This window comes from Rhizobium sp. AN5 (genome assembly GCF_900215255.1).
In the GTDB taxonomy this organism is placed as follows: Bacteria; Pseudomonadota; Alphaproteobacteria; order Rhizobiales; family Rhizobiaceae; genus Agrobacterium; species Agrobacterium tumefaciens.
Window position 1 is genome coordinate 472568 of sequence record NZ_OCMJ01000002.1, and the last position, 24898, is coordinate 497465.

The window sequence follows — 24898 nt, forward strand, 5'->3', positions numbered from 1 at the left end:
CGCTCGCCAGTCATTCAATCGATGCAAGGCTGTTCGATGGTTGGTATCGCATCAAGACAGTGAAAAGAGACACACCCTCACTCAATTCTGGTGAGGGAGAACGCGACAGTTTTTGCAGGTCGGTCACGACAAACAAGCGACGCGGCGCCGAAACGCTTCGCTGCTCACTGGCCCTGCCTGCTCAGTCCTTTGCGCCAGAGAGCGAATGCACAAGATTGGTTTCCTCAAAGTGCCCTCACTTTGGAATTTGCATCTTTGATTATCTATGAAAACTATAGAGATTAAAGATAACAGGAGTGAGGCTAACAATGAACGTACTTGGAATAAGCGGCAGCGTAAAACAACCGTCACGCACGGCGCGCATTGTCTCGGACATTCTGGCCTCGATCGAGAGACGGGCAAGCGTCTCTGTGGATACGATCGATCTGGCTGTGGCGGCGCCGATCCTGTTCAGGGCTCTTCGCGCAGATCAACTGGATGAGGCTGGCCGCAGGATTATTGATGCGGTGGAAGTTGCGGATGTACTTGTCGTCGGCTCACCGGTCTACCGTGCATCCTACACCGGCGCGTTAAAGCATCTCTTCGATCTCGTCGATTTCCGTGCGCTTCAAGGCAAGCGTGTGATCCTTGCGGCAACGGGCGGTGCAGCGCTGCATGGCCTCATGCTGGAGCATCAGTTCCGGCCGCTGTTCGGCTTCTTTGGCGCCGTTACAGTGCCAACGACGGTCTACGCCGTTGAGGCGGATTTCACCGGATACACGCTCTCGAACCCCGTGGTTGAGGCGCGCGTCGAGCGTGCCGTCGCCGAATTGATCGATCTACTGCCGGCCAGAAACCTTGTCGCCGACGATCACCAGTCGGCTTTTCGCGTCGTTTCACACGAAGCGGTCGCCAACTGACATCAGGAAAGAGGAGATTTCCATGACTGAACACCACGCTGAGCCCGTGAAATTTGCCTATTGGGTCCCGAATGTGTCCGGCGGCCTCGTCATCTCGAACATCGAGCAACGCACTAGCTGGACAATCGACTACAACCGCAAGCTCGCGCAGATCGCTGAAGCGAGCGGTTTCGATTACGCGCTAAGCCAGATCCGCTTCACTGCCGGCTACGGCGCCGAATTCCAGCATGAATCCGTGTCGTTCAGTCACGCTCTTCTGGAATCGACGAAGACGTTGAAGGTCATCGCCGCCATCCTGCCTGGTCCGTGGAATCCGGCGCTTGCCGCCAAACAGATTGCCACGATCAATCACCTCACCAACGGTCGGGTCGCAGTTAACGTCGTCAGTGGCTGGTTCCGCGGCGAGTTCCACGCCATTGGTGAACCGTGGCTCGATCATGACGAGCGCTACCGCCGTTCGGAAGAGTTCATCCGGGCTCTGCGTGGCATTTGGACAGAAGACAATTTTACCTTTCGCGGCGATTTCTATCGCTTCAACAATTACTCCCTCAAGCCAAAGCCGATCGATCCGCAGCCGGAAATCTTCCAGGGCGGTTCCTCGCGCGCGGCCCGCGATATGGCGGCCCGCGTGTCCGATTGGTACTTTACCAATGGCAACACGCCGGAGGAGATCGCCAAGCAGGTGAACGACATCCGCGCCAAGGCCAAGGAAAACAACCATTCGGTCAAGGTCGGCGTGAATGCCTTCGCCATTGTGCGCGAGACCGAGGAGGAGGCCAGGGCCGTGCTCGCCGAGATCATCGACAAGGCCAATCCGGAAGCGGTCAACGCCTTTGGCCATGAGGTGAAGAATGCCGGTAAGTCTTCTCCCGAAGGCGAAGGTAACTGGGCGAAGTCCAGCTTCGAAGACCTCGTTCAGTACAATGACGGCTTCCGCTCCAACCTGATCGGCACGCCGCGTCAGGTGGCCGAACGCGTCGTCAACCTGAAGCGCGCCGGCGCCGATCTCATTCTGCTCGGCTTCCTGCATTTTCAGGAGGAAGTCGAATACTTCGGCAAGCATGTCATTCCGCTCATACGCGAGCTGGAGCAGGCGGAAGTCAGCGCTGCAATCGCAGCCGAGTAACATTGCAAAGCGCAGATGCAGCGGCCCTAAGCCGCTGCCATCGATGCGGGCGTGATCGCCTCCGCGATTGGAAACCTGTGCCCATCGGGGCAGAGAATGGACTGAACGATGTCGGCATCGAATTTTCTGCTTGCAAGTCTCGGCGCCGAGGTGGCGATCCCCACGGACATCCGCGCGCACGTCACCCTGCGTGATGAGCGCGTCGAGCATGATCGCAGCGCGCCGCGCCCTGATGAAGGGCTTGCGCTTGCCCTTCGCGGTATCGACCTTTCATTTGGAGGTATAGTCGCTCTAAGGGATGTCGACCTTGCCGTGCGGCATGGCGAAATCCGGGCCATCATCGGCCCGAACGGTGCCGGCAAGAGTTCGTTGATCAACGTCATCTCCGGCGTTTATCGCCCGGATCGTGGTCATGTCACGATCGATGGTAGGGCCTATAGACCTGTGCCGACGCAGAAGCTCGCCCGTCTCGGCGTGGCACGGACGTTCCAGAACCTCGCTTTGTTCAAGGGACTGAGTGTTCTCGATAATGTCGCGGCCGGCCGGGCTTACGTCGGGCGCGCAAATTTCATGAGCCAGATCGCCGGCCTGCCGCGCGCACGCCGCGAGCAGGCCGATGCCCGCGAGCGGGCAGGGCGAATCATCGACTTCCTGCACCTGACGCCCTATGTCGACCGACTTGCGGGCGCGCTGCCCTATGGCCTGCAAAAGCGGGTCGAGCTTGCACGCGCGCTTGCCGCCGAACCGCGTATCCTGCTGCTCGATGAGCCGATGGCCGGCATGACGGCGACGGAGAAGAACGAACTTGCCGAATATGTGCGGCTCGCACGGGACGAATATGCCGTCACGGTGGTGCTGATCGAACACGACATCGGCGTCGTGATGGGGCTTTCCGACCGCATCGCGGTGCTCGACTACGGCCGCAAGATCGCCGACGGAACGCCGGCGCAGATTGCCAGCGACCAACGTGTCATCGATGCCTATCTCGGCGTTGCGCCGGAAAATCAAGGCGGGGAGGGTATCTGATGACGTTTGACTGGCTGTTCTTCGCCGAAGTGCTGATCGGCGGGCTGCTCTCCGGGGTCATGTATTCGCTCGTCGCAATCGGCTTCGTACTGATCTACAAGACATCGGGCGTCCTGAACTTTTCGCAAGGCGCGCTTCTCCTGTTTGCGGCGCTGACTTTCGTCAGCCTTGTGGAGCGTGGCGTGCCTTTTGCGGCGGCCTTGGCAATTACCTTTGCGATCATGGTGGTTCTCGGAATCGCGATCGAGCGCATGGTGCTTCGGCCGCTCACCAACAAGCCGCCGATCACGCTGTTCATGGCGACGCTCGGCCTTTCCTACATCATCGAGGGTGCGGCCCAACTCCTGTGGGGCACGCAGGTTCATGGCCTCGATCTCGGTATCGAGGACATTCCCTTTGATGTCGGCGGCGTGTTCATCAGCCAGTTCGACATCTTTGCCGGCGTCGTTGCGGCCGGCTTGGTGGCGGTTCTTTCCGTCTTCTTCCGCTACACTCGTATCGGCCTCGGTTTCCGCGCTGTCGCCGACGACCAGTTCGCGGCGTTGGCCGTCGGCCTCAAGCTACCCTGGATATGGGCGAGCGTCTGGGCGGCGGCGGGTCTCGTTGCCCTGGTCGCGGGACTGCTTTGGGGCGCGCGTCTCGGCGTGCAGTTCTCGCTGTCGCTGGTGGTGCTGAAGGCGCTGCCGGTGCTGGTTCTCGGCGGCTTCGATTCCATTCTCGGGGCGATCATCGGTGGTCTGATTGTCGGCGCGTCGGAAAAGCTGGCCGAGGTCTATATCGGCGAATATTTCGGCGGCGGCATCGAGGGGTGGTTTGCCTATGTCGTGGCCCTTGCCTTCCTGCTGATCCGTCCCTCCGGGCTCTTCGGTCAAAAGCTCGTGGAAAGGGTCTGAGATGTCCGCCGTTACAGCCCATCTTTCACCGCCGTTTTTCCTGCGGCGTCATGCCGGAACCGTCTGGGTGCTCGCTATCGCGTATCTCGTCGTGCCGTTCGTGGGCACCAGTTACCTCTTCGAGGCAATCCTGCTGCCATTCCTTGCCCTCAGCCTTGCCGGGGTCGGCCTCAACCTTCTCACTGGCTATGCGGGGCAGGTCTCGCTTGGTTCGGCCGCGTTCATGGCTGCCGGTGCTTTCGCGGCCTATAATTTCAACCTGCGGGTCGACGGGTTGCCGCTTTTCGTGTCGATCGTGCTGGCCGGCCTTTCGGCGGCCGCCATCGGCATCGTCTTCGGCCTGCCGAGCCTTCGCCTTCGCGGCTTCTACCTTGCCGTCTCGACGCTTGCCGCGCAGTTCTTCGTGCAATGGGCTCTGACGAAATTCAGCTGGTTCTCGAACGAATCCGCATCGGGCGTGATCGATGCACCGGTGCTGTCGCTGGCCGGGGTTTCTTTCGAGGGACCAATCGGGCGCTATCTTTTCGCGCTGACGATCGTCGCCGTCCTCACGTTTCTCGCCTACCGCCTGGTGTCGTCGCAGACCGGCCGCAACTTTATCGCCGTGCGCGATAACGAAACAGCCGCACTCATCATCGGTATTCCGGTGCTGCGCACGAAACTTCTCGCGTTTGCGATCTCGTCTTTCATCATCGGTGTTGCCGGCGTGATCTGGGCTTTTGCCTATCTTCGCACGGTGGAGCCGGCCGGTTTCAATCTCGACCGTTCGTTCCAGATCCTCTTTATCGTCATCATTGGCGGACTTGCCTCGATCCGCGGTGCCTTTTTCGGTGCGGCCTTGATCGTCGTCTTTCCGCTCATCCTCTCCCGGCTCGGCTCATTGTTGCTGGGAAACGTCTTTGATTCCGGCGTGCTCGACATGACGCAGCGCATCTTCATCGGCGCCTTGATCATTCTGTTTCTGATCCTCGAGCCTGACGGCCTCGTGTCGTTGTGGGATCGCTTGAGGTCACGCATTGCGGTCGCCTTCAGGCGGGCGTGAACCCCTCGAAGCCCGGCCCTGAAGGGCAAAGGGCTTCCAACAAGAAAAGTCGCAACAGCCAGTGAATTCCTCAAACCAGCGCGGATGGCAGGGCGCCAGCCGACAGATGGAGTGTGTCTAGATATGACCCTTTTCGCCAAGATCAAAGTATCAGCTTTCGCTGCCGGCATCAGCCTTGCGACCATTGCTTTCCCGGCCATGGCTGATGAACAGTACTTCCCCCTGCAGAGCTACCGCGTCGGCCCATACGCAGCCGGTGGCACAGGCTTCTTCGGCGGCTTTATCGACTATCTCAATCTCATCAATATCAGGGACGGTGGCGTCAATGGCGTCAAGCTTACCTGGTCGGAGGCCGAAACCCAGTACGAGGTCGAGCGCGGCGTCGAGGCCTATGAACGGCTTAAGAGCAATCCCGGCATTGCAGCCTGGAACCCGCTCTCGGTTGGCATCGCCTATGCCATGATCGACCGCATCACGCAGGACAAGGTGCCGCTCATTACCATCAACCATGGCCGAACGGATTCGACCGATGGCCGCGTTTTCCCCTATGTTTTCCCGTTGCTGCTCAATCCCTATAGCGAGACCTCCGGTATCGTGAATTATATCGCCTCCAAGGAAGGCGGGCTTGAGGAGCTGAAGGGCAAGAAGATTGTCGTACTCTATCACGGCTCGCCCTATGGCAAGGAAACGATCCCGATCTACGACCTGCTGGCTAAGAAGTATGGCTTTGATTTGCAGCAGATCGAAGTTCCGCATCCGGGCAACGAGCAGCAGTCGCAGTGGCTGACGATCCGCCGTGCGAAGCCTGATTATGTTGTGCTACGCGGTTGGGGCGTCATGAACCCGGTGGCGCTGAAGACAGCGGCAAAGACCGGTTTCCCGGTCGATCACATCATCGGCAATGTCTGGTCCAACTCGGAAGAGGACGTCATTCCCGCCGGCGCCGCGGCAAAGGGCTATACTGCCATAACCACCCAGGCGTCGGGAGCCGAATATCCGGTCGTCAAGGAGATCGTCAGGACGCTTTATGACCAAGGCAAGGGCAACCTCGAAGATAAGAGCCGCATCGGCTCCGTCTACCACAATCTTGGGATCGTCAATGGTATCCTGAACGTCGAGGCGGTGCGGATCGCCCAGGAGAAATTTGGCAAGCGCACCCTGACCGGCGATGAGGTTCGCTGGGGTTTCGAGCATCTGCAACTCGAACCGGCCCGCGTCGAGGCACTGGGCGCCAAAGACCTCTTCCACTCCATCAACGTCACCTGGGATAACCATGAGGGGAACGGCTACGTGACGTTCCAACAGTGGGACGGCAAGAAGTGGAACGTCGTCTCTGATTGGATCGCTCTGGACTGGGCCTTGCTGCGTCCGATCATCGAGAAGTCGTCCGAAGCCTATGCCGCTGAAAAGGGCATCAAGCTTCGGACCTCGCAAGATGCGGGTTCCGTCACGAACTGATGCTCGCGTGCCCGGACACGGGGTTCCCCTCCTGTCCGGCCACGACATCCCAAAAGCGCCAAGGAGATCGTGATGACTGAGGATGACAGGCTGCTCTCTGTGGAGGGCCTTAATGCGACCTACAACCATGTCGTTACCGCATTGCATGGCGTCACACTTTCGCTCGGACGAGGGGAAATTCTTGCCATTCTCGGTGCGAACGGTGCCGGCAAGACCACGACACTGAAGGCCGTTTCGAACCTTCTGCCGGCCGAACGGGGACAGGTGCTTGCCGGCCATATCCTTTTTGACGGCCGTGATGTCACTCGCCAAACCCCGGCCAGCCTTGTTCGTCTCGGTCTTGTGCAGGTGCTTGAGGGACGCCACTGTTTCAAAACGCTGACTGTCGAGGAAAACCTGGTCTGCGGCGGTATCGGTCGATCCGCCACCCGCAGCGAAATCGCAGCCGATCTTGAGAAGATTTACACGCATTTCCCTAGGCTTAAGGAAAAGCGCCGGCTCCTTTCCGGCCTCACCTCGGGCGGCGAGCAGCAGATGACGGCGATCGGCCGGGCACTGATGTCACGGCCGCGGCTTTTGGTGCTCGACGAACCATCGATGGGCTTGGCACCGCTCGTCGTGCAGGACATTTTCCGCACGTTGAAGCGCCTCAATCGTGAGGAGGGCCTGTCGATCCTGGTCGCCGAACAAAACTCGGCGGTGGCGCTGACCTATGCCGACAGGGCCGTCATCCTGGAAAACGGTGTCAGCGTGTTGTCGGGCACGGCCGTTGAACTCAAGGCGCGGGATGACGTCAAGGCCTTTTATCTCGGCCAGAAACCGGCCGCACCCGTCGCGGCGCACATCCACTGAAAATCAAATCGAAGAGGAGACATGCGATGACCATTTCCAACGTCAATACGACAAATGCTGCCGAAGGCGTTCCGGCCGTGCCACGGCCGAGCAAACCGGCACACATCATCAAGAGCGACGCCGAAGCGATCGAGGTGGCAAAGAGGTTGGCCGCCGAAATCGCGCCAGGAGCTGCACTTCGCGACCGCGACCGCATCTGGCCGGTGAAGGAACTCGATGCCTTTTCGCAAAGTGGCCTCTGGTCGATCAACGTGCCGAAAAAATTCGGCGGTCCGGAGGTCTCCTATGCGACACTGGCCAAGGTGATCGAGATCGTCTCCGCGGCCGACTCCTCCATTGGCCAGATCGCACAAAACCATCTCGGCGTCGTTGCGGCGATCCGCACGGTTTCCGATCAGGCACAACAGACGCTGCTGTTTGCAGAGGTGCTGCGCGGTACACGCTTTGGCAATGCCTTCTCCGAATTCGGCTCAAAGCGAGCGGCGGATTTTGAGACGAAGTTCGTCGATGCCGGCGACCACGTGATCGTCAACGGCCAGAAATTCTATTCCTCCGGGGCACTTCTTGCCCATCTTGTGCCGATCGTCGCGCTCGATGATGAAGGCCGTGCCTGGTATGCAATTGCCGAGCGAGACGCGCCTGGATTGACCGTCATTGACGATTGGTCATCCTTTGGCCAACGCACGACGCTGTCCGGCACGGTCATCTTGAACAATGTCAAAGTGCCGAAGACCTATCTGGTTCCCGGCTACAAGGGCTATGCGGAGCCGACTGCGGATGGCGCGATCTTCCAGATCATCCAGGTCGCGGTCGATACGGGGATAGCTCAGGCGGCGATCGATGAAACCGTTTCCTTTGTGCGCACCAAGAGCCGTGCCTGGGTGGATAGCGGTGTCGATCATGCCTGGGATGATCCCTACACGATCCAGGCTGTCGGCGATCTGACGCTGCGCCTGCATGCGGCTCAAGCGCTCCTTGAGAAAGCCGGTTACGCGATCGACCGAGCCATTCAGAATCCGAACGCTGAAACGGTGGCAGAGGCGCAGATCGTTACGGCTGAGGCGAAAATCCTCTCGACCGAGATCGCGATTGCGGCGACCAACAAGCTCTTCGAACTTGCAGGCACCCGCTCCACGCTTGCAGAGCATCACCTCGATCGCCATTGGCGCAATGCCCGTACCCACACGCTGCACGATCCGGTCCGGTGGAAATATTCCATCCTCGGTAAGTACTTCCTCAATGGCGAGAAGCCACCGCTTCACGCCTGGAGTTAAAAAAATTTTGGAGGCCGGGGCGCGCAAGCGCCCCGGCTGGGCAATTGATCTTGCTACATCCGCCAGCAGTAATGAGATATAGTGAGTGATGAGATGGTGCCCATCAAGTCTGTTTCCAATCGAAGCGCCTTGTGACGAAGAGCTTTGCCGAGAACTTCGGGAAAACAGAATAGTGGTGACGACGAGCCTTAAGCGCGGGAAGCGGAATTGCCTTCTGGAGCTTTGCTTATTAGCCCGTCGTGCAGGGCGCAGATCTCTTTGGGAGAACGTAGAGGCGATGAATTCTTTTGTTCCCATAGCTTCTGCCCGCTTAACCGTGGCAGTTGTCGGCGGTGGTTTCACCGGCGCGGCGATGGCAATGCATCTGGTAGCGGGCAAAGGATTCCCGACTGATGCATCCGTTGTGGTCATCGAGCCTCGATCGGAGCTGGGCCGTGGCTTGGCCTATAGCGCCACCGATCCTGCGCATCGGGTCAACGTCCCGGCAGCACGAATGACGTTGTTTCCGGATATGCCCGATGATTTCGAGAATTATCTTAGTGGTATGTCTTCCCATGACGATACCGAACTTGTGGGTCACGATGGTTCGCCTTATCCGAAGCGGTCCGTTTTCGGCGATTACGTCTCGGCACGGATCCAACCGTTTTTAGATGACGGCCGTATCAGGCACTGGTGGACAAAAGCGATTTCGGTGTCGCAAAGAGGAAGCTGTTACGAGATTGCCGGGTCTGACGGGACGGCGCTCATTGCAGATATTGTCGTACTGGCCGTCAGCCATCCACCGCCTTTTCTGCCTCGGGTGCTAGAGCCTTTCAAAGACGATCCAAAACTGATCGCGGATGTCACCGTGACAGATGCAATCAACGCTATCGCGCCTGGAGATCGAGTTCTTATCGTTGGAAATGGCCTGACATCTGCCGATGTGGTTGCCTCTCTCAAGAGGCGTGGCCATGTCGGTCAGATAACGTCTCTCTCTCGGAGAGGGTTGCGGTCTCGCGGCCATGGACCAGCGGAGCAGGAACCTTTCGGCGATTTCCTGTCGGAGCCGTCCAACTCCGCAAGCAAGCTGCTTCATAAGGTTCGCCACTTTCTGCGAGAAGCGGAACGACAGGGCATGACATGGCATAGCGTCGTGGATGCGCTGAGGGGGCAGGGTTACGAAATATGGAAAAACCTGCCAGTCGTTGAGAGACGGCGCGTTGCCCGACACTTGCGGCCAATCTGGGATGTGCATCGCTTTCGCATCGCGCCGCAAGTCGAGGCTGCTGTGGAGCAGGCGATCGCGAGCGGCCAAATGGATGTCCGGGCTGCCTCGCTCCTTTCCGTAACGCGGATTGATGCCGGCTACAGGGTGATGTCGCGACCCCAGCGCGCCAGGTTTATCGAAGCGCTTGATGTCGATGCGATCGTCGTCACAACGGGCCCGGCTCATGGCGGTATTCTTCAAAGCCAAGCATTGCTTCGAGAACTCGAGGAGGCAGGCCTGTTGCAACCCTGTCCAACCGGACTTGGCATTTTGGTCGATGCCAAGTCTAATCCCGTATCGGCTTCAGGCGAAAGCACGACTTCACTCTTTATTGCCGGGCCACTTGCGCGCGGGACCTTTGGAGAGCTGATGGGGCTGCCGCAGGTTACCGAGCATGCAATCTTCGTCGCGGCGCGTATTCGCGACTTAATCGATGAGCGTAGGATTTCGCATCCCGCGGCTCAGGCGGTGGCAGGCTGACGGTCTGCTGTTTTTGAAGACATTTCCAACGCTCTTTGAGAACGCGTTGGGACGGCAATTCTCGAATAGCATCCGGACATGCCAAAATCTCCGAAGTGAAGCCATTGAAATTACTGGCATGTCGCACTTGGAAATAGAATGTACCCCCCTTACACATTTAGATCGCATAACATGTATTATGGAACTGAATTTGTCGAAAAGGCGACACTCTCTCAATCCTGACTTGACCATAATGATACGCGCAGGTGCAAACGGAGATTGGTTCTATAGGTCGTCAACAAATATTGCTCGCCTTTACCTTAGGCATCCTTCCGATCCTGATCACAAGACCACTGAAGCGATTTGTAAGACGAGCAGCTAGGAAAGGTTCTCTCCGTAAAAAAGCAGGGTTGCAGTGAAGACGACAACACCAAAGCCTGCCAGGCCGAAAGCGCGAAAAGAGGAAGCTCGGCCTTTCTGAAGCAGCGCTGCCACAAAAGCGCAGACTGACCAGAGTGCTGTGAAAATTACCAACAACCAGGAATACACAAACGGACCAAGATCGTAGCCTCCCCCGCCAATTGATGGTGCAGAACCTGTATCGACTTGAGCTGCTATCAGAACCGACACAGGGACAGCTAGCATCAGCAGCCAAATATAGAGCGACTTGTTTTCCATAGGGTCTGAAATCGTCTTATTTTGGAGGTCGATCCGCCCGTTCTGGCGTATGTGTTGACCCGGTGTGGCTCGTCAATATCGTGATAGTTGCTCTACTAGACTGCGCGACAAACGCCAAGAGAGCTTTCGATCCCCGGCAGGCAACAACCGAATGTCGAATCTTAACAAGGGTCTCTACGTTGGATTACCCGGCCCATGATTCATTTGGACTGGGTTTTCCAATGACTAGGTCCTGTTGACAAAGTGGATTCCCAAATCAGCTGAAGCGTGATTCAAGACTGCTTTTTAGGAGGCAGTTTTGGCTCGCGGCGACCTAACGGATATAGAGTGGCGGATCATCGAGGGGCTTCTGCCCACCGAACGCGGCAGGAAGTCCCGACCGTCGCACGATAATCGGCGGTATCTGAACGGTATGCTGCATGTTCTTCGGGTCGGATGCCCCTGGCGGGACATGCATGAGCGCTATGGCAAGTGGAATTCGGTCTATGTACGCTTCCGCCATTGAGCCGAACAAGGCGTTTGGGACGCCCTGCTTGAGACCCTCGTCGAACTGGGGCTGACAGATGACTGGCAGCACATGATCGACAGCACCACTGTTCGCGGCCATTCGCAGGCGGCGGGCGCAAAAGGGGGACTTATCAGGAGGCTTTTGGTCGATCACGCGGCGGCTTTACGATGAAAATCCACGCCCGAGCAGACGGTCAGGGCCGCCCTCTTGGCTTTGTACTGACAGGCGGTGAGGCTTCGGATTACAACGCCGTTCCTGCCTTGCTGACGATACCGGTCGGCAAACCGAGACTGTTCCTTGCCGATAAAGGCTATGACGGCGATTTCCTGCGCGAGGAACTGCTGATCCATGGCATCAGGCCTGTGATCCCACCAAAGGCCAACCGGAAGAACCCACCAGCCTGCGACTTCCGGGCATACAGGGATCGAAACCGCATCGAGCGGATGTTCAACCGCCTCAAGCAGTTCCGTCGCGTCGCGACCCGATACGACAAGACACGAAAATCCTTCTCAGCATTCCTTGCCCTGGCCGCGGCAAAGATATGGCTGCCATACTTTGTCAACAGGACCTAGATTTGAAGCCGTTGCAATGGACCAGCGGCATGGCATGAGAGGCCGGACGGAGCGAATGTGATGACTGGTGCTGCGCCAAATACGGAAGTCAGGGCAGAGCGAACATATTTCGTTCCGTATCCCTGCCGCTTCGGTTCAACGACCGCCGGTCCACCTGTTTCTATCCAATCCAGGGAAAAGACCGGCGATGCTTCCTCCGACATGGACCAGATGACATCGACACTGCCATCCTTTTGAGACAGCGCACCATATTTGATGGCATTGGTCGTCAACTCGTGAAGGCAAAGTGCAATCGTCGTGGCGGAGGTGCGGTTGACGCAGACATCAGGACCGCTAGCCTTGATCCGGCTCAACCCGTCGCCGTTATACGGTGCGACGACCATGGCAATCACTGAGGACAGGGAAACCTCTTCTCCGCCCGCCTCAAACACTGCCGTATGGACGTTGGACAAAGCCTGAAGGCGTCCGGTGAAGTCGGCTGCAAGCTCTTCGACAGTTGACGCGCCACGCCGGGTCATCTTGAAAATCGAGGTGACGCTCGCAAGAATGTTTTTGATGCGATGGTTGAGTTCCAGCCGGAGCTCGACCTCTCGCTCAATGGCATCACGCACCTGTTTCTGGCGCAACCGCACGAGACGATTTGTCTGGATGCTGTTGACCAGCTCCAATCGCGCGATCGGGCGCGTGTGGAGCATGAGGCGAGCGCTTGGCCAAGACCGTTCAAGCTGGCTGTAGATTCGCGCCAGAGGGGCAGCCTTCTCAAGCAGGACAAGGATCGGGACTTCTGACCAATCCGGCTGGGATGCAAGATAATCGCCGATCGTTGCGATAACGGGCGGGTTCAATGCTTCATGGGTGATGATGACGACGCCGGGGGAAAGCGACAAACTATCGGCCAGCTCATTGTCGGCCCTGCTATGCCTGACAGCCACGTTCTGCTCCTGCAAAAACGCCGCGATGTAGTCGGCGTCCTTGCGAGACGGGGCCAGGATGAGCACCCAGTCAAGCTCACTTTCGCTTTCGCTCGGTATTTCGTTCATTTCGGATCGGGAAGAGGGTTGTAGGAGACGACGCTGACGCTGCCACTTTCGATCAGCAATTCCTGGATATTGAGGTCATGCGGCCCGTGGCGCTTCTTAACAACGGTGATGTTGCGGCGCAGCCTGCCCTCGTGCTCCATGATACGCAGCAAAAGGACGGTGTCTCCGAGAAAGCTTACGTCGACGTCAATGCCGACATTTTGACCGATCAGGCCATGTTGGGCGACGATCAGCATCGTCAGTACACCGGAGCGGGCAAGAAATTTCAGCAGCGACTGAATATCACGAACCGCCTTTTCCCGGTGCGGCAGCGAGTTCAGATATCCGGTGAGACTATCGATCACAACAACGCGGGCCTTGTTTTGCGTGACGGCACCCTGGACAATTTGGCCAAATTCGCCGGGCGAGATTTCGTTCGGATTGAAATCCCGCAGGATAAGCTTGCCATCCTTGTGGAACTGCCTGAGCTGCATGCCCAAGCCTTCGGAGCGGCGGAAGAATGTCTCAAGCCGCTCCTCGAAGAGGAATAGCGCAACTGTCTCCCCGCGTTCGAGTGCTGCGGTGGCATAAAGCGATGACATGGTTGATTTGCCGGTGCCCGATTGTCCGATGACCAGCGTCGTGGTTCCTGCCTCTTGCCCACCACCAAACATATCGTCAAGCGCTGCAACACCCGATTTGATCAATTCCGGTTTGGTCGCCTCAGATGCTGTACTGGGCATGATGCGGGGAAAGACAACGACGCCCTCGCCTTCCCGGATCGCCATATCATGGTAGCCATCTGCTACCGGAACACCACGCATCTTCGAGATTTCGACACGGCGGCGCACACCCCCGTATTCCTCCAGCGCCTTGTCGAGACGTATGACCCCGTGGGCCAATCCCTCCACTTCTTCTCCGCTTCGGTCGTAGCCGGGCGTCTGGGTATCGAGAAGAAGAGCGACCACATTTCGCTTGGCCAGGAAGGATTTAAAACCGATCAGCTCCCGACGAAACCTTGGGGAGTCGCCGGTAATCAGTCGAATTTCTAGGAGCGAATCGTAAACCAGTCGTCGTGGCCTATGCTCTTCGATGGCGGCCTCGATCGCCTTTCGCGTCTCGTCGAGCCGAAGGTCGGCGGTCAGGAATATGCTCTGGTCATCGGCTTCGCTGACCAAGCCGGAGGTGGAGAGCTCCTCAACACGGATGCCATCTAGTGTCCAACCGTGTGAAACAGCGATCGCTTCGAGTTCTGCCGCCGTCTGCGAAAGCGTGACGTAGATACAACTTTCTCCCGCCTCCACCCCGGCGCGAAGAAATTGCAGCGCTGCCGTCGTTTTGCCGGATCCGGGTGCGCCTTGCAGCATGTAAAGATTGGATGCTGGCAGGCCGCCACGCAGGATTTCGTTCAGTCCCGTAATGCCAGTGCTGACAACTGCTGGGGCTTTTCGTTTCGGCATATCTCATCTTCCAAATTTGTTAGCGTGTTCCGCGGCGGAATGCGCGCATCATCATCGGCGAAAGATGCCTCCCTGTTATATTTGGGATTTTCGAAACATCAATAACGGGCTGTGGGTAGCGCCGCGTGAATTACCACTGGAAACACCTTAACCCGGTGTCCATGAAACCGGCAGCAGGCCATTCTACGCCTGCCGCTCTAATACTCGAACCTTCCGCCAGGCGTTGACTAGGCCACATCATTTTGTCAGTTGAGACCTTACCGTAAGTTTATTTCCATCCGGATCGCGAAGATATGCGACGACCGCCCCATCCTGACGCTCTGCAGGTGGGGTCTGGATGCTATGCAAGATACTGGCGGCATGCCACGCCAGAACATGTTCGGGATTCGCGGCGGCGTACCGATCGTCCCACCGTTGGCCGCTGTTGCCGGCTCGCCATCGATCGGCTTTGTGATCATCAGGCGGTTGCCCTCATCGGCGTAGATTAGCCGGCCTCTCGCATCCATCTCACCGGACTTGCCTCCCAATGCAGCAAGGTGGTGCCGTAGAAGCTTCTGGCCCGCTACAGGTCGGTTGCTTCCGATCATGACGTGGGTGAACAGCCATCATCTCCTGCGGGGCGTTCTTTAAAGGTATTTCCTGAGGTTCAACGCTCGAAGCTCCTTAACATGACGCCAGTACCAAGACGATGTCTGCTTTGAGGCAGGCGCGATGGCGCCTCCCACATAACGGCGATTCCTGCAGCAAGATTCGCCGTTTCATCGCCAAAACACCCGGCCTCCATTCACGCCATCTCAGGTTGGGCGGGTTCCACTCCCGGTGCGATAAGCGGCGCAGACGACTTCGAATGCGGGTGGGAAGCGTTAAGTCGCCGAGCCACGATATCGTGGTTGAGCCACAGAACTGGACCGGAGGGTTCGGACGATTCACCAAAGATTAGCTGCCCTGTTGCCGTCACGACGAGACTGCTCAGCAGATCGCTGATCATCACCTTGCTATCCCGATGCATCTGGCTGATCTCGTTGGACGTGCCGATGGTCAGATCGGCCTGCGCCTGGCTGTTTGCCATGGGCCATGCCGAAAAGTCATAGAACGGACGCATGACCTCGCTGGCCTGCATGGCGGCGATCTTGCCGAAGACGTCTTCCATCGTTAAGCCATCTAACAGCAGCTGCTGGCAGGCCTGCCACTGTTCATCTGCCCATTGGCCGCCGTTTTCTTTCTTCAACGCAAGCAACAGCGGTATTAGGGGCAGCTCGATACCGGTGAACACGTCGGACGAATTGGTCCGGATTTCGGGGCAATTATAAACAGTTGCCTTGATCCCTTTAGCCCAGGCTTCCTCAGCAATGCCTTCGAGCCGCATCTTCGCGTAACCCTGGGTGTAGTTGGTGTAGGTCTGCCAACGATAGCTTCCGTCAATGAGGACCGCCGATCCGTGATAACCATAGGCCGTATATCGCACTTGACCGCCCGAAGCTTCAACGCGCTCGCGGATCGCCGCACTGAAATCAATGAGATGGCGAAAGGTGTTTGCGGAGACGTCGTCAAAATTCTGCAGGATGAGTTTTCCCATGTCACTGTCGAGCAGGGTCTGCGACGACATGTGGCGAGGTCCGGTTCCCTTGTAGATCCGATTGGCGACGACCAGGAATACCTTCGCCTTCGGGATGCCGCCTGCCATTGTGTGGGCAAAGAAAACATTGCGGCCATCGGCGATCATACCATCGAGAACGGTCATGACTTTTGAAAGCGATTCCGTAAAACGCGCATTGGCAATGTCGCGGCATTGCCTGACATAGTCCCAGTCGAGCTTGTCGTGCTCCCAGCTCTCAAGCGTCATCTTTGCCAGGAGATCGGTGGCAGTAGGTCCGTCTGCGGGCGCATCGCGATCGAAACCCGCCATAAGAGGTATGTTGATGATCCTGCCGCCCAGCTGGGCCTCCGCCGAAGACAGTTCATCGGCGTCGAGCGGCCGCAGCGCGTTGTTCTCGTCGCGCCGCCCGACAGTGATCCCCACAATCTCCATTCCAGCCTTTCTTGCTTCGTCGAGCAAGCCGGTGGCGTATCCGCGGCCGAACAGTTCGCCGAAGAGTACGAAAACGTCGCCCTTACGGAAGACCGTGTTTTCGGAAAGACGATTCAATGCAACCGGATTTTCCATGCTGTCAGCTCTTTGATAAGTGTGTCGTCGAACAATGGCTCGTACGAGTTTTGCAAAGACATGACCGCATTGGCACCGAATGGGAACTCATTTTCGGTGACCGTTCATTTCAAAACGTGAAGTCGGCCCCTGTTCGTCGCAAGCTTGCGAGAACACCGGTATCGACAAAATATGAACCAACGACCAGATTCACGACAAAGACAGGCATCCTCGTTATCAATTGTCGCTGGTCGAACGCTCTCGGATCAGCTCGATGAAGGCACGCAGTTTGGCTGGCATGTGTCGCCGTTGCGAAAAATAAAGACTAAGTCCCGGGTACTCGGGAGACCAGTCTTCCAAAACAGGAATGAGATCGCCTGAGGCAATATGGGGCGCAAGTGCATGTTCACCCAGATAGGCGAGCCCGAATCCGGCAAGAGCGGCCTCCAGGATCAGGTCAGACCCATCAAATGTGAGATGACCGCTGACATCGATCAAGTGTGTTTCCCCGTGCTTCTCAAACTCCCAGCGATAAAGTCTCCCGCTCGTCATGCGCATCTGGATACAGACGTGCCGGGCGAGATCGGCTGGGACGACGGGCTTTGAACGGCCGTCGAAATAGCGCGGCGAGCCGACGACGAAAGACCGCATTTTCGGAATGATCGCTACGGCCACCATGTCGGGCGAGATAACTTCGGTGAGACGAATGCCCGCATCGAAACCTTTGCCAATCACATCCACGAGCGCATTTTCGGTCACGATCTCGATGTCGACCTTCGGGTATCGGCGGCTATACTCGAGGATGAGCGGCTGCAGCAGAATGCGCGCCGCGCCCGGCGCCATGTTCAGCCGCAGTCTCCCGGAGGGCCGATCTGAATGTTCACCGACATTTTCGATCGCTTTCTCGAGCGTCTGAAGGGCAGGTGCGATTTCAGACAGGAATTGCTCACCGGCTGCAGACAAGGACACGCTACGCGTGGTGCGGTTAAAAAGCCTGACGGCAAGGCGCTCCTCAAGCGCGGCGATCGCATGGCTCAAAGCCGATGACGACATACCGAGCTCGCGCGCGGCAGCCCGGAATCCACCGTGACGCGCGACGCCGGCAACCGCTTCAAGCTCGATCAGGCTTGCTCTCATTGCGCAATCCAGTTCATCAGGCTGTCCGATTTTGTCCTACTACACGCAACACTTACCGCATGCCATTTTTGCTGTGAAGCCATCACAGGAGAAGAAACATGCACATCATCGATCGGATTTATATCAACGGGGCGTTTGTCGAGCCCCACGGCGATCAATGGGCGCCGCTTTTCAATCCGGCAACCGAGGAACAGATCGGCAGCGTGCGGCTCGCAGATGAGCAGGACGCCGACCGCGCAGTTGCTGCCGCCAAACGCGCTTTCCCAGCCTTTTCGAATACCACCAAAAAAGAGCGGATCGACATGCTGAACGGGCTGCATGCCGCGGTGTCCGCCCGAACCGACGATCTCGCGTCCGCCATGCGTGCAGAATACGGTGCGCCATCGGGCTTCATCGGCTTTTCAGCGTCACGCGCAGGTCGCGTCTTTCTCGACATGGCAAGAACGCTGAAGGACTACGAGTTCCAACGCCGCATGGGCAGCACCGATGTCGAGATGCGACCCTCGGGTGTTGCGGTGGCGATCACGCCCTGGAACAGCAATTACAGTTTTATATGCGGCAAGCTCTCTGCCGCCATTGCAGCCGGAGCAACCATGGTGATCAAACCTTCAGAGATGAGCGCCCTGCAGACGCAGGTGATCACTGAATGCCTGCACGCGGCCGGTCTTCCCGATGGCATTTTCAATATCGTCACCGGGTATGGAGGCGTCGTTGGTGCGGCACTCACGGCTCACCGCGACGTGTCCAAGATCACCTTCACCGGTTCCACTGCCACAGGTCGCGGCATTGTTCAGGCGGCAGCGGCCACTATGAAGCGCGTCACAATGGAACTTGGCGGCAAAAGCCCCAGCATCATTCTGGACGATGCCGATCTCGAGGTCGCCATCCCGCAGGTGCTGGCGGCAGGGTTCCGCAACAGCGGGCAGGCCTGCATCGCCGGAACCCGCATTCTTGCTCCAGAAAGCAGGTTCGGTGAAATCGAGGAACGGCTCAGCCACACGATCAAAGGCTTCAGGTCGGGAGATTCGGCCGACGAACAGGTTCAGGTTGGTCCGATGGTCAGCCAGAAGCAGTGGGATCGCGTGCAGAGCTATATTCGCCTGGGACAGGAGGAAGGCGCCAGACTGCTGGCAGGCGGCGAAGGTCGTCCGGAAGGGCTGCAGCACGGCTGGTTTGTCAAGCCCACCATCTTTACCGGCGTTCGCAACGACATGCGCATCGCGCGCGAGGAGATATTCGGCCCCGTGCTATCGCTGATCTCCTACCGCGACGAGGAAGACGCCATCACGATCGCGAACGACACCGATTACGGCCTGCAGGCGCACGTCTTTTCCTCCGATGTCGCGCGGGCAAAACGCGTCGCAAACCAGATTGAGGCAGGCCGCGTGTTCATCAACGATGCGCCGCATGACCCAATGGCACCATTCGGCGGGTTCAAGCAATCCGGCTTCGGGCGGGAATTCGGCGTCTTCGGGCTCGAGGCCTTTCTCGAACCCCGTGCCGTACTGTCGTGACATTTAAAGGCCACGCAACTTTTTGGCTGCGTGGCCTGATGCCACGATACCGTCGATCGAACCCTGTTGGGCGGCCATTGTTGCACCTGGTGTAATGATGAAGTGTGAAGCGCGATCGTTCTCATCACCACGTAATAATAGCAATCTGCAGGTGCGGATCGGGAATTGACCCGAACGATACTCGCAGGAGCGCACAATGAAACTCTATCATCATCCTTTGTCGGGCCACTCGCATCGGGCCCGTCTGTTCCTGTCACTTATCAACCTGCCGCATGAGCTGGTTGAGGTGGACCTCATGTCCGGCGCGCACAAGAAGCCCGATTTCCTCAAGATGAACCCGTTTGGCCAGGTTCCGGTCCTCGACGACGACGGCGAATACGTATCCGATTCCAACGCGATCCTGGTCTACCTTGCCAAGAAAGCCGGATGGACGGACTGGCTGCCCGATGACCTGAAGAGCGCAGCAGCGGTCCAACGCTGGCTGTCGGTAGCTGCCGGCGAGATCGCTTATGGTCCGGCGGCCGCCCGCCTGGTCACCGTCTTTGGTGCCAAGTTCAATCCGGAAGAAGTCATTGGTCGCGCCCATGCGGTCCTTGGAAAGCTGGAAACTCAGCTTTCCGACCGCGAATGGCTGGTAGGCGAACGCCCGACGATCGCCGACGTCGCAATCTACAGCTACGTAGCCCGCGCCCCTGAAGGCAACGTGGATCTCTCCGCTTATCCCGCGGTCAACAGGCTGCTTCGTCGGATCGAAGCGCTTCCGGGCTTCGTGGACTTTATCGGGACTCCGGTTGGCCTCGCCGCCTGACCCGCATTCGGGTGCGCGCCGAAGCGTGCCCGATCCCTTTTTAGGAGAGCTGACATGACCGACACTTTGACAAAACTGCCGACATGGCACGAAGGCGAGAAGTTCATCCAGGAAAAAGTCGGTGTCGCCGAGCGTATGGAGGTCGTCGGCCAGCGGGTCGTTCGCGATTTCATGCCGGATCAGCATCGGGATTTCTATGCCCAGCTCCCGTTCATCGTCCTTGGCAGTGTGGATGGCCACGATGACGCCTGGGCCACCTTTGTCGAGGGCCGACCCGGCTTCATGTCCTCTCCTACGCCAACCACGCTCGATATCCGCTCTACCTTGGAGCCAAGCGACCCCGCCGGCGAAGGAATGGCAGACGGCAAACCGATCGGCCTGCTCGGCATCGAGATGCACACGCGTCGCCGCAATCGCATGAACGGCTTTGTCTCCACCGCAGCGAACGGTTATCGGATCGATGTGGATCAGAGCTTCGGCAACTGCCCGCGCTACATACAGTTGCGGGATTTCCAATTCGAGAGAGCACCCGGCCAACCAAGCCAGAACCAGCGTGAAGACCTGTCCGAGCTTGACGACCTTGCTCGCTCCACGATCACGACTGCGGACGCGTTCTTCGTTGCCTCCTATGTCGACCGCGAAGACAGACGACAGGTTGACGTTTCGCATCGCGGCGGGAATGCCGGCTTCGTCCGCGTTGGCGATGATGACGTTCTCACAATTCCCGATTTCGACGGAAACCTTTTCTTCTCGACACTGGGAAATATTCTGCTGAACAAGAAAGCAGGTCTGCTCTTCGTAGACTTCGCGACGGGCGGTGTGTTGCAGATGACAGGCGAAGCCGACGTCATCCTGGAATCACCTGAGATTGCGGCCTTCCAGGGCGCGGAACGGCTCTGGACGTTCAGGCCAACCCGGATCGTCCGGAGACCGAATGCACTCGCACTTCGCTGGGCATTCCAGAAGGATGGATGGTCGCCGAATTCTCTGATGACCGGGAACTGGGCGCAAGCAGCAGACCGGCTGCGTGCCACCGGACTTTCAGACACATGGCGGCCGATGACGGTCACCAGGATCGTCGAGGAAAGCACGACGATCCGCTCGATCCATCTGCAGCCAAGCGACGGCGCGGGGTTGCTGCCGCATGCTGCCGGGCAGCACCTCCCGATCCGGCTGACGCTACCGGGAAGCGAGCGGCCTGTTGTCAGGACCTACACCCTGTCTGTCGCACCGTCCGATGGCATCTACCGCATCAGTGTCAAACGCGGTGGGCTCGTGTCGCAGTTTCTGCACGACAGCATCTCCGTTGGCGACGTGATTGAGGCGCGGCCCCCCGCAGGGGGGTTCGGCGTTGACGCCCGTGCCACGCGCCCCGCCGTGCTCCTTGCCGGTGGTGTCGGCATCACGCCGCTGCTCGCCATGCTCCGTCATGCCGTCTACGAGGGCATTCGCAAACAGCGTATCCGGCCGACGACTTTGTTCCACGCCGCCCGCACGAAAGCCGAGCGACCTTTCGACAAGGAGATCGCCGAACTCGTGGCCGCGGCCAAGGGCGCGGTCCGGTTAGTGCGGGTTCTCAGCGACATCGGCGATGCCACAGAGGGCTCCGACTACGATACTGCCGGCCGTATCGACATGGCTATGCTCACCAAGCATCTGCCGTTCAACGACTACGACTTCTATCTGTGTGGTCCGCCGCAGTTTACGCAGGCGCTCTATGACGGCTTACGCGGCTACAACATTGCAGACGATCGTATCCACGCGGAAGCGTTCGGACCCTCGTCGCTGGTTCGGTCTGTAGACGCCAAAGATGCCAGGGCCGCCCCTTTGCGGGCGTTGCCGTCCGACAAGCCGGTGCCTGTCATATTCACGAACTCGCTGAAGGAGGCCCGCTGGGCACCCGGCTCCGGAACGCTGCTGGAACTCGCAGAAGCACGCGGTCTTCAGCCCGAGTTCAGTTGCCGCGAAGGCAATTGCGGTACGTGCAAAACAAAACTCGTCAAAGGCGCCGTGACGTACCTGAAGGAGCCGACAGCGAAGGTTGACGATGACGAGGTCCTCCTTTGCTGTGCCATTCCAGCGAACCAGGAAGGCGGCATCCAGATCGCCGTCTAAACCAACATTACTACGCCTGACGCAACAGTCCCTTCCTGCTTTTCGACGTTCAACAACAACCGGTTACCAATCATCTTGAGCATCAGAGAGCGATGTCTCTCAAAACCGTCAAGGGAGAATACCATGTCACGCATTCCTACCCCCGCCACGATTGAGGAGGCGCCCGAAGCCTCACGGCCGATCCTGGAGACCATCCAGAAGCAGATCGGCTCCGTGCCGAATATCTTCCGCCTCGTCTCCAACAGCCCAGCTGCCCTCAACGTCCTCGCCTCGTTGCAGGCTGCGCTCGGCAAGGGCAAGCTTGCGCCCGCCACCCGGGAAAGGATCGCCCTGGCTATGGCCGAAGCCAACGGTTGTGACTACTGCCTTTCGGCGCACACCTTCACCGGAACGAAGTTCGCCAAGCTCGATGAAGCGGAGATCGCTTCGAACCGCCGCGGAACATCGAAAGACGCCAAGGCTGCGGCAGCCGTCGAATTCGCCCGCGCCCTGACGACCGCGCGTGGCTTGGTGGCACCTGGGGAAATCGTAAAAGTTAGGGACGCTGGCTACAACGATGCGGAAATCGTCGAGATCATTGCGCATGTCGCGCTCAACACCTTCACAAACTACGTCAACGAAGCCCTCGATACCGAGATCGATTTTCCGCGTATCGATCGTCTTGCGGCATGACATTCAGGACGGGGTGACACGAGAGCCGTCACCCTTCCCTCCCCCCTTACGAAACCTGGAGCCATCACAATGTCCCGTCCCCCGCTTCCCCCTTTCACTGAACAGAGCGCCATCGAAAAGGTCCGCCTTGCGGAAGATGGCTGGAACAGCCGCGATCCTGTCAGGGTAGCGCTCGCCTACACGGTGGATACTCGCTGGCGCAACCGTGCCGAATTCGTAACCAGCCGCGCTGAAGCCGAGGCCTTTCTGGGCCGCAAGTGGAACAGGGAACTCGACTACCGCCTGATCAAGGAACTCTGGGCATTCACGGGCAACAGGATCGCGGTGCGCTACGCCTACGAATATCATGATGACAGCGGCCAGTGGTTCCGGGCCTACGGGAACGAGAATTGGGAGTTTGCCGAAGACGGCCTGATGCGGGCGCGTCACGCCAGCATCAACGAACACCCAATCGCTGAAGCCGATCGCAGGTTTCACTGGCCGCTCGGCCGAAGGCCTGACGACCATCCCGGTCTCAGCGACTTCGGCTTTTGAGCCGGACGTCGGTCCGTTGGCCTCGTCAATGCCGCCGTTCAAACTCAACGAGCGAGTTCGAGTGTCCGTTGAACTCGCTCTTACCGCATCGAGCGGCGACCTGTCGTGGAAGCGCAAGCAGGAAGAGGATAGCCGTGCGCTTGGGCTGACGGGTGCGGAAATCGATCTGGCACGCTGTGGCCTGAGCTTCGATGTGAAAATAGCGAGGGCCATAGCGTTTGCGCTCGCGGTCAATGAGCACACACGTGCACGTGCAAGCGCCGCTGGCCTTTGTGAGCGAAGCTGCGTCGAAATCGAGCACCTTGCTGCTGCCAACCGACAGGTCGCTGGCGGCTAGTCCATGCCCCGGACGGCTTGCGGTCTTGTCGTCCAGGATTCTACTATGGTCACCGTATCGAGGGCATGGGGGACCGGATGGATCGTTGGCAGGCAATGCGGATTTTCGTGAAAGTAGCGGAGACCGAAAGTTTCGCAGATACCGCCCGCCAGATGCACATGAGTGCTCCTGCCGTCACACGGTCTGTTGCAGCCCTGGAAGATATCATCGGAGCACGCCTGTTCGTGCGAACGACCCGTTCGGTAAAAATGACCGAGGCGGGTGCCCGGTATTTCGAGGACTGCCGCAAGATTTTGTCAGACATTGCTGAAGCAGAGGCGGCAGCGGGAGGCTCCTACGCTACACCGACGGGCACGCTGTCCGTAACTGCTTCGGTCATGTTCGGGCAGATGTATGTGCTGCCCGTCGTGACGGGCTTTCTGGACGCATTTCCGACCATGAAGGCGCGAACCCTGTTTATCGACCGGCCTGTCAATATTGTCGATGAAGGCATCGATGTCGCTGTCCGCATAGGTCACCTCCCCGACTCCGGCCTCTCCGCCATAAAGGTCGGGAGCGTCAGGCGTGTCGTGTGTGGTTCACCGGCATATTTTGACCGACATGGCATTCCGACAACGCCATCCGACCTCAGGGATCATCGCATCGCGGCGTCAACGAGCGCCTGGGCCTCCCCTGAATGGCGCTTTTCCGACGATTTCCGCGTGACGATAGATGCTGCTCTTCAGTGCAACACCAACGAAGCGGCCATAACCTCCGCACGCGAGGGCTGGGGACTGACGCGCGTGCTGAACTACCAGATAGGCCCTGACCTTATGGCGGGCGACCTTCAGATCGTGCTCAGCGAGTTTGAAGAGCCGCCCCTGCCTATCCATATCATGCATCCCGAGGGTCGGAATGCACCCGCAAAAGTGAGGGCTTTCGTTGACATGGCAGTTGCCCGCCTACGTGAGAACCGCCTCCTGAACTGATCCAGGCGCAGCGGCGAGGGAGGCCTTCGACAGCATGGATGGAGGCAACAAGTCTGCCAGCAGGCCACTCATCCGCTTACAGGCATGACGTTGCGATAGCCCGGATCGAGCTCAAACCCCTGCTCCTGGTATATTCCGCCCTGCCAGCGCTACTTTGA

Annotated in this window: 23 protein-coding genes and 1 pseudogene; 18 read left to right on the forward strand and 6 right to left on the reverse strand. The window is 58.4% G+C overall.

All coding sequences use genetic code 11. The annotated features are described in order from the left end of the window. Positions 1–308 precede the first annotated feature (308 nt). The 9 genes from msuE (at position 309) to CRP02_RS03190 (ending at position 10296) form a co-directional block, all read left to right on the forward strand. Entirely contained in the window at positions 309–899 is a 591-nt protein-coding gene (gene msuE, locus CRP02_RS03150; RefSeq protein WP_179783924.1) for an FMN reductase, read from the forward strand. 22 nt (positions 900–921) lie between these two features. Beyond that, a complete protein-coding gene (gene sfnG / locus CRP02_RS03155) occupies positions 922–2025 on the forward strand; it encodes a dimethylsulfone monooxygenase SfnG (RefSeq protein WP_097099201.1) in 1104 nt (367 codons plus the stop codon). Between the two features lie 108 nt (positions 2026–2133). Next, entirely contained in the window at positions 2134–3051 is a 918-nt protein-coding gene (locus tag CRP02_RS03160) for an ABC transporter ATP-binding protein (RefSeq protein WP_097099202.1), read from the forward strand. Continuing rightward, positions 3048–3944, forward strand: a complete 897-nt coding sequence (locus CRP02_RS03165) for a branched-chain amino acid ABC transporter permease (protein WP_097170205.1) — start codon at positions 3048–3050, stop codon at positions 3942–3944. Before CRP02_RS03160 ends, CRP02_RS03165 begins: the two co-directional genes overlap by 4 nt. Before the next feature lies 1 nt (position 3945). Beyond that, positions 3946–4986: a branched-chain amino acid ABC transporter permease gene (locus CRP02_RS03170; protein WP_097170206.1), complete on the forward strand. Its 1041-nt coding sequence runs from the start codon at positions 3946–3948 to the stop codon at positions 4984–4986. A 123-nt stretch (positions 4987–5109) separates the two neighbouring features. After that, the gene (locus CRP02_RS03175; RefSeq protein ID WP_179783925.1) at positions 5110–6444 is read left to right on the forward strand and encodes an ABC transporter substrate-binding protein; all 1335 of its coding nucleotides are present in this window, start codon (positions 5110–5112) and stop codon (positions 6442–6444) included. Positions 6445–6516: 72 nt separating this feature from the next. Continuing rightward, the gene (locus tag CRP02_RS03180; RefSeq protein ID WP_097170208.1) at positions 6517–7296 is read left to right on the forward strand and encodes an ABC transporter ATP-binding protein; all 780 of its coding nucleotides are present in this window, start codon (positions 6517–6519) and stop codon (positions 7294–7296) included. A gap of 26 nt (positions 7297–7322) precedes the next feature. Next, positions 7323–8570 (forward strand): SfnB family sulfur acquisition oxidoreductase, encoded by a 1248-nt coding sequence (locus tag CRP02_RS03185; protein WP_097170209.1) that lies wholly within the window; start codon positions 7323–7325, stop codon positions 8568–8570. Between the two features lie 277 nt (positions 8571–8847). Continuing rightward, the gene (locus tag CRP02_RS03190; protein ID WP_097170210.1) at positions 8848–10296 is read left to right on the forward strand and encodes an FAD/NAD(P)-binding protein; all 1449 of its coding nucleotides are present in this window, start codon (positions 8848–8850) and stop codon (positions 10294–10296) included. A gap of 357 nt (positions 10297–10653) precedes the next feature. On the opposite strand, the gene CRP02_RS03195 is transcribed toward CRP02_RS03190, so the two are convergent. Next, entirely contained in the window at positions 10654–10953 is a 300-nt protein-coding gene (locus tag CRP02_RS03195; RefSeq protein ID WP_097170211.1) for a hypothetical protein, read from the reverse strand. A 298-nt stretch (positions 10954–11251) separates the two neighbouring features. Between CRP02_RS03195 and CRP02_RS27870 the strand changes: the two genes are divergently transcribed. Beyond that, entirely contained in the window at positions 11252–11458 is a 207-nt protein-coding gene (locus CRP02_RS27870; RefSeq protein WP_323455321.1) for a transposase, read from the forward strand. A 62-nt stretch (positions 11459–11520) separates the two neighbouring features. Next, the gene (locus CRP02_RS03200; protein ID WP_323455331.1) at positions 11521–12033 is read left to right on the forward strand and encodes an IS5 family transposase; all 513 of its coding nucleotides are present in this window, start codon (positions 11521–11523) and stop codon (positions 12031–12033) included. Here the strand turns inward: CRP02_RS03200 and CRP02_RS03205 are convergent. The 5 genes and pseudogenes from CRP02_RS03205 to CRP02_RS03225 all read right to left on the reverse strand — a co-directional run bounded on the left by CRP02_RS03205 (position 12030) and on the right by CRP02_RS03225 (position 17792). Beyond that, positions 12030–13073 carry a sensor histidine kinase gene (locus tag CRP02_RS03205; RefSeq protein WP_097170212.1) on the reverse strand — a complete coding sequence of 348 codons (1044 nt, stop codon included), beginning with the start codon at positions 13071–13073 and terminating at the stop codon, positions 12030–12032. The genes CRP02_RS03200 and CRP02_RS03205 overlap by 4 nt on opposite strands. Further along, a complete protein-coding gene (locus tag CRP02_RS03210) occupies positions 13070–14512 on the reverse strand; it encodes an ATPase domain-containing protein (protein ID WP_097099211.1) in 1443 nt (480 codons plus the stop codon). The genes CRP02_RS03205 and CRP02_RS03210 overlap by 4 nt, the downstream gene beginning before the upstream one ends. Before the next feature lie 237 nt (positions 14513–14749). After that, positions 14750–15114, reverse strand: a pseudogene (locus tag CRP02_RS27875) (VOC family protein). Positions 15115–15296: 182 nt separating this feature from the next. Then, on the reverse strand, positions 15297–16676 hold the full coding sequence (locus tag CRP02_RS03220; protein WP_097170213.1) for an enoyl ACP reductase FabMG family protein: 1380 nt from the start codon (positions 16674–16676) through the stop codon (positions 15297–15299). 216 nt (positions 16677–16892) lie between these two features. After that, on the reverse strand, positions 16893–17792 hold the full coding sequence (locus CRP02_RS03225) for a LysR family transcriptional regulator (RefSeq protein ID WP_097170214.1): 900 nt from the start codon (positions 17790–17792) through the stop codon (positions 16893–16895). 98 nt (positions 17793–17890) lie between these two features. On the opposite strand from CRP02_RS03225, the gene CRP02_RS03230 reads away from it, so the two are divergent. The 7 genes from CRP02_RS03230 to CRP02_RS03260 all read left to right on the forward strand — a co-directional run bounded on the left by CRP02_RS03230 (position 17891) and on the right by CRP02_RS03260 (position 24740). Then, positions 17891–19306: an aldehyde dehydrogenase family protein gene (locus CRP02_RS03230; RefSeq protein WP_097099214.1), complete on the forward strand. Its 1416-nt coding sequence runs from the start codon at positions 17891–17893 to the stop codon at positions 19304–19306. 196 nt (positions 19307–19502) lie between these two features. Further along, positions 19503–20114, forward strand: coding sequence for a glutathione S-transferase family protein (locus CRP02_RS03235; RefSeq protein WP_097170215.1), 612 nt, complete (start codon positions 19503–19505; stop codon positions 20112–20114). 54 nt (positions 20115–20168) lie between these two features. Next, positions 20169–22229, forward strand: coding sequence for a pyridoxamine 5'-phosphate oxidase family protein (locus CRP02_RS03240; RefSeq protein WP_097170216.1), 2061 nt, complete (start codon positions 20169–20171; stop codon positions 22227–22229). 123 nt (positions 22230–22352) lie between these two features. Next, entirely contained in the window at positions 22353–22901 is a 549-nt protein-coding gene (locus tag CRP02_RS03245) for a carboxymuconolactone decarboxylase family protein (protein WP_097170217.1), read from the forward strand. A 69-nt stretch (positions 22902–22970) separates the two neighbouring features. Next, on the forward strand, positions 22971–23435 hold the full coding sequence (locus CRP02_RS03250) for a DUF1348 family protein (protein ID WP_097170218.1): 465 nt from the start codon (positions 22971–22973) through the stop codon (positions 23433–23435). Between the two features lie 61 nt (positions 23436–23496). Continuing rightward, on the forward strand, positions 23497–23772 hold the full coding sequence (locus CRP02_RS03255; protein WP_097170219.1) for a hypothetical protein: 276 nt from the start codon (positions 23497–23499) through the stop codon (positions 23770–23772). A gap of 77 nt (positions 23773–23849) precedes the next feature. Further along, positions 23850–24740: a LysR family transcriptional regulator gene (locus CRP02_RS03260; protein ID WP_003517041.1), complete on the forward strand. Its 891-nt coding sequence runs from the start codon at positions 23850–23852 to the stop codon at positions 24738–24740. Positions 24741–24898 lie beyond the last annotated feature (158 nt).

Bases quoted from the DNA above. Each gene is read 5' to 3' on its own strand.
- CRP02_RS03185 (WP_097170209.1), top strand. From the start codon at position 7,323: ATGACCATTTCCAACGTCAATACGACAAATGCTGCCGAAGGCGTTCCG.
- msuE (WP_179783924.1), top strand. From the start codon at position 309: ATGAACGTACTTGGAATAAGCGGCAGCGTAAAACAACCGTCACGCACG.
- CRP02_RS03235 (WP_097170215.1), top strand. From the start codon at position 19,503: ATGAAACTCTATCATCATCCTTTGTCGGGCCACTCGCATCGGGCCCGT.
- CRP02_RS03260 (WP_003517041.1), top strand. From the start codon at position 23,850: ATGGATCGTTGGCAGGCAATGCGGATTTTCGTGAAAGTAGCGGAGACC.
- CRP02_RS03175 (WP_179783925.1), top strand. From the start codon at position 5,110: ATGACCCTTTTCGCCAAGATCAAAGTATCAGCTTTCGCTGCCGGCATC.
- CRP02_RS03220 (WP_097170213.1), bottom strand. From the start codon at position 16,676: ATGGAAAATCCGGTTGCATTGAATCGTCTTTCCGAAAACACGGTCTTC.
- CRP02_RS03195 (WP_097170211.1), bottom strand. From the start codon at position 10,953: ATGGAAAACAAGTCGCTCTATATTTGGCTGCTGATGCTAGCTGTCCCT.
- CRP02_RS03180 (WP_097170208.1), top strand. From the start codon at position 6,517: ATGACTGAGGATGACAGGCTGCTCTCTGTGGAGGGCCTTAATGCGACC.
- CRP02_RS03230 (WP_097099214.1), top strand. From the start codon at position 17,891: ATGCACATCATCGATCGGATTTATATCAACGGGGCGTTTGTCGAGCCC.
- CRP02_RS03210 (WP_097099211.1), bottom strand. From the start codon at position 14,512: ATGCCGAAACGAAAAGCCCCAGCAGTTGTCAGCACTGGCATTACGGGA.
- CRP02_RS03205 (WP_097170212.1), bottom strand. From the start codon at position 13,073: ATGAACGAAATACCGAGCGAAAGCGAAAGTGAGCTTGACTGGGTGCTC.
- sfnG (WP_097099201.1), top strand. From the start codon at position 922: ATGACTGAACACCACGCTGAGCCCGTGAAATTTGCCTATTGGGTCCCG.
- CRP02_RS03160 (WP_097099202.1), top strand. From the start codon at position 2,134: ATGTCGGCATCGAATTTTCTGCTTGCAAGTCTCGGCGCCGAGGTGGCG.
- CRP02_RS03245 (WP_097170217.1), top strand. From the start codon at position 22,353: ATGTCACGCATTCCTACCCCCGCCACGATTGAGGAGGCGCCCGAAGCC.
- CRP02_RS03240 (WP_097170216.1), top strand. From the start codon at position 20,169: ATGACCGACACTTTGACAAAACTGCCGACATGGCACGAAGGCGAGAAG.
- CRP02_RS03250 (WP_097170218.1), top strand. From the start codon at position 22,971: ATGTCCCGTCCCCCGCTTCCCCCTTTCACTGAACAGAGCGCCATCGAA.
- CRP02_RS03225 (WP_097170214.1), bottom strand. From the start codon at position 17,792: ATGAGAGCAAGCCTGATCGAGCTTGAAGCGGTTGCCGGCGTCGCGCGT.
- CRP02_RS03190 (WP_097170210.1), top strand. From the start codon at position 8,848: ATGAATTCTTTTGTTCCCATAGCTTCTGCCCGCTTAACCGTGGCAGTT.
- CRP02_RS03170 (WP_097170206.1), top strand. From the start codon at position 3,946: ATGTCCGCCGTTACAGCCCATCTTTCACCGCCGTTTTTCCTGCGGCGT.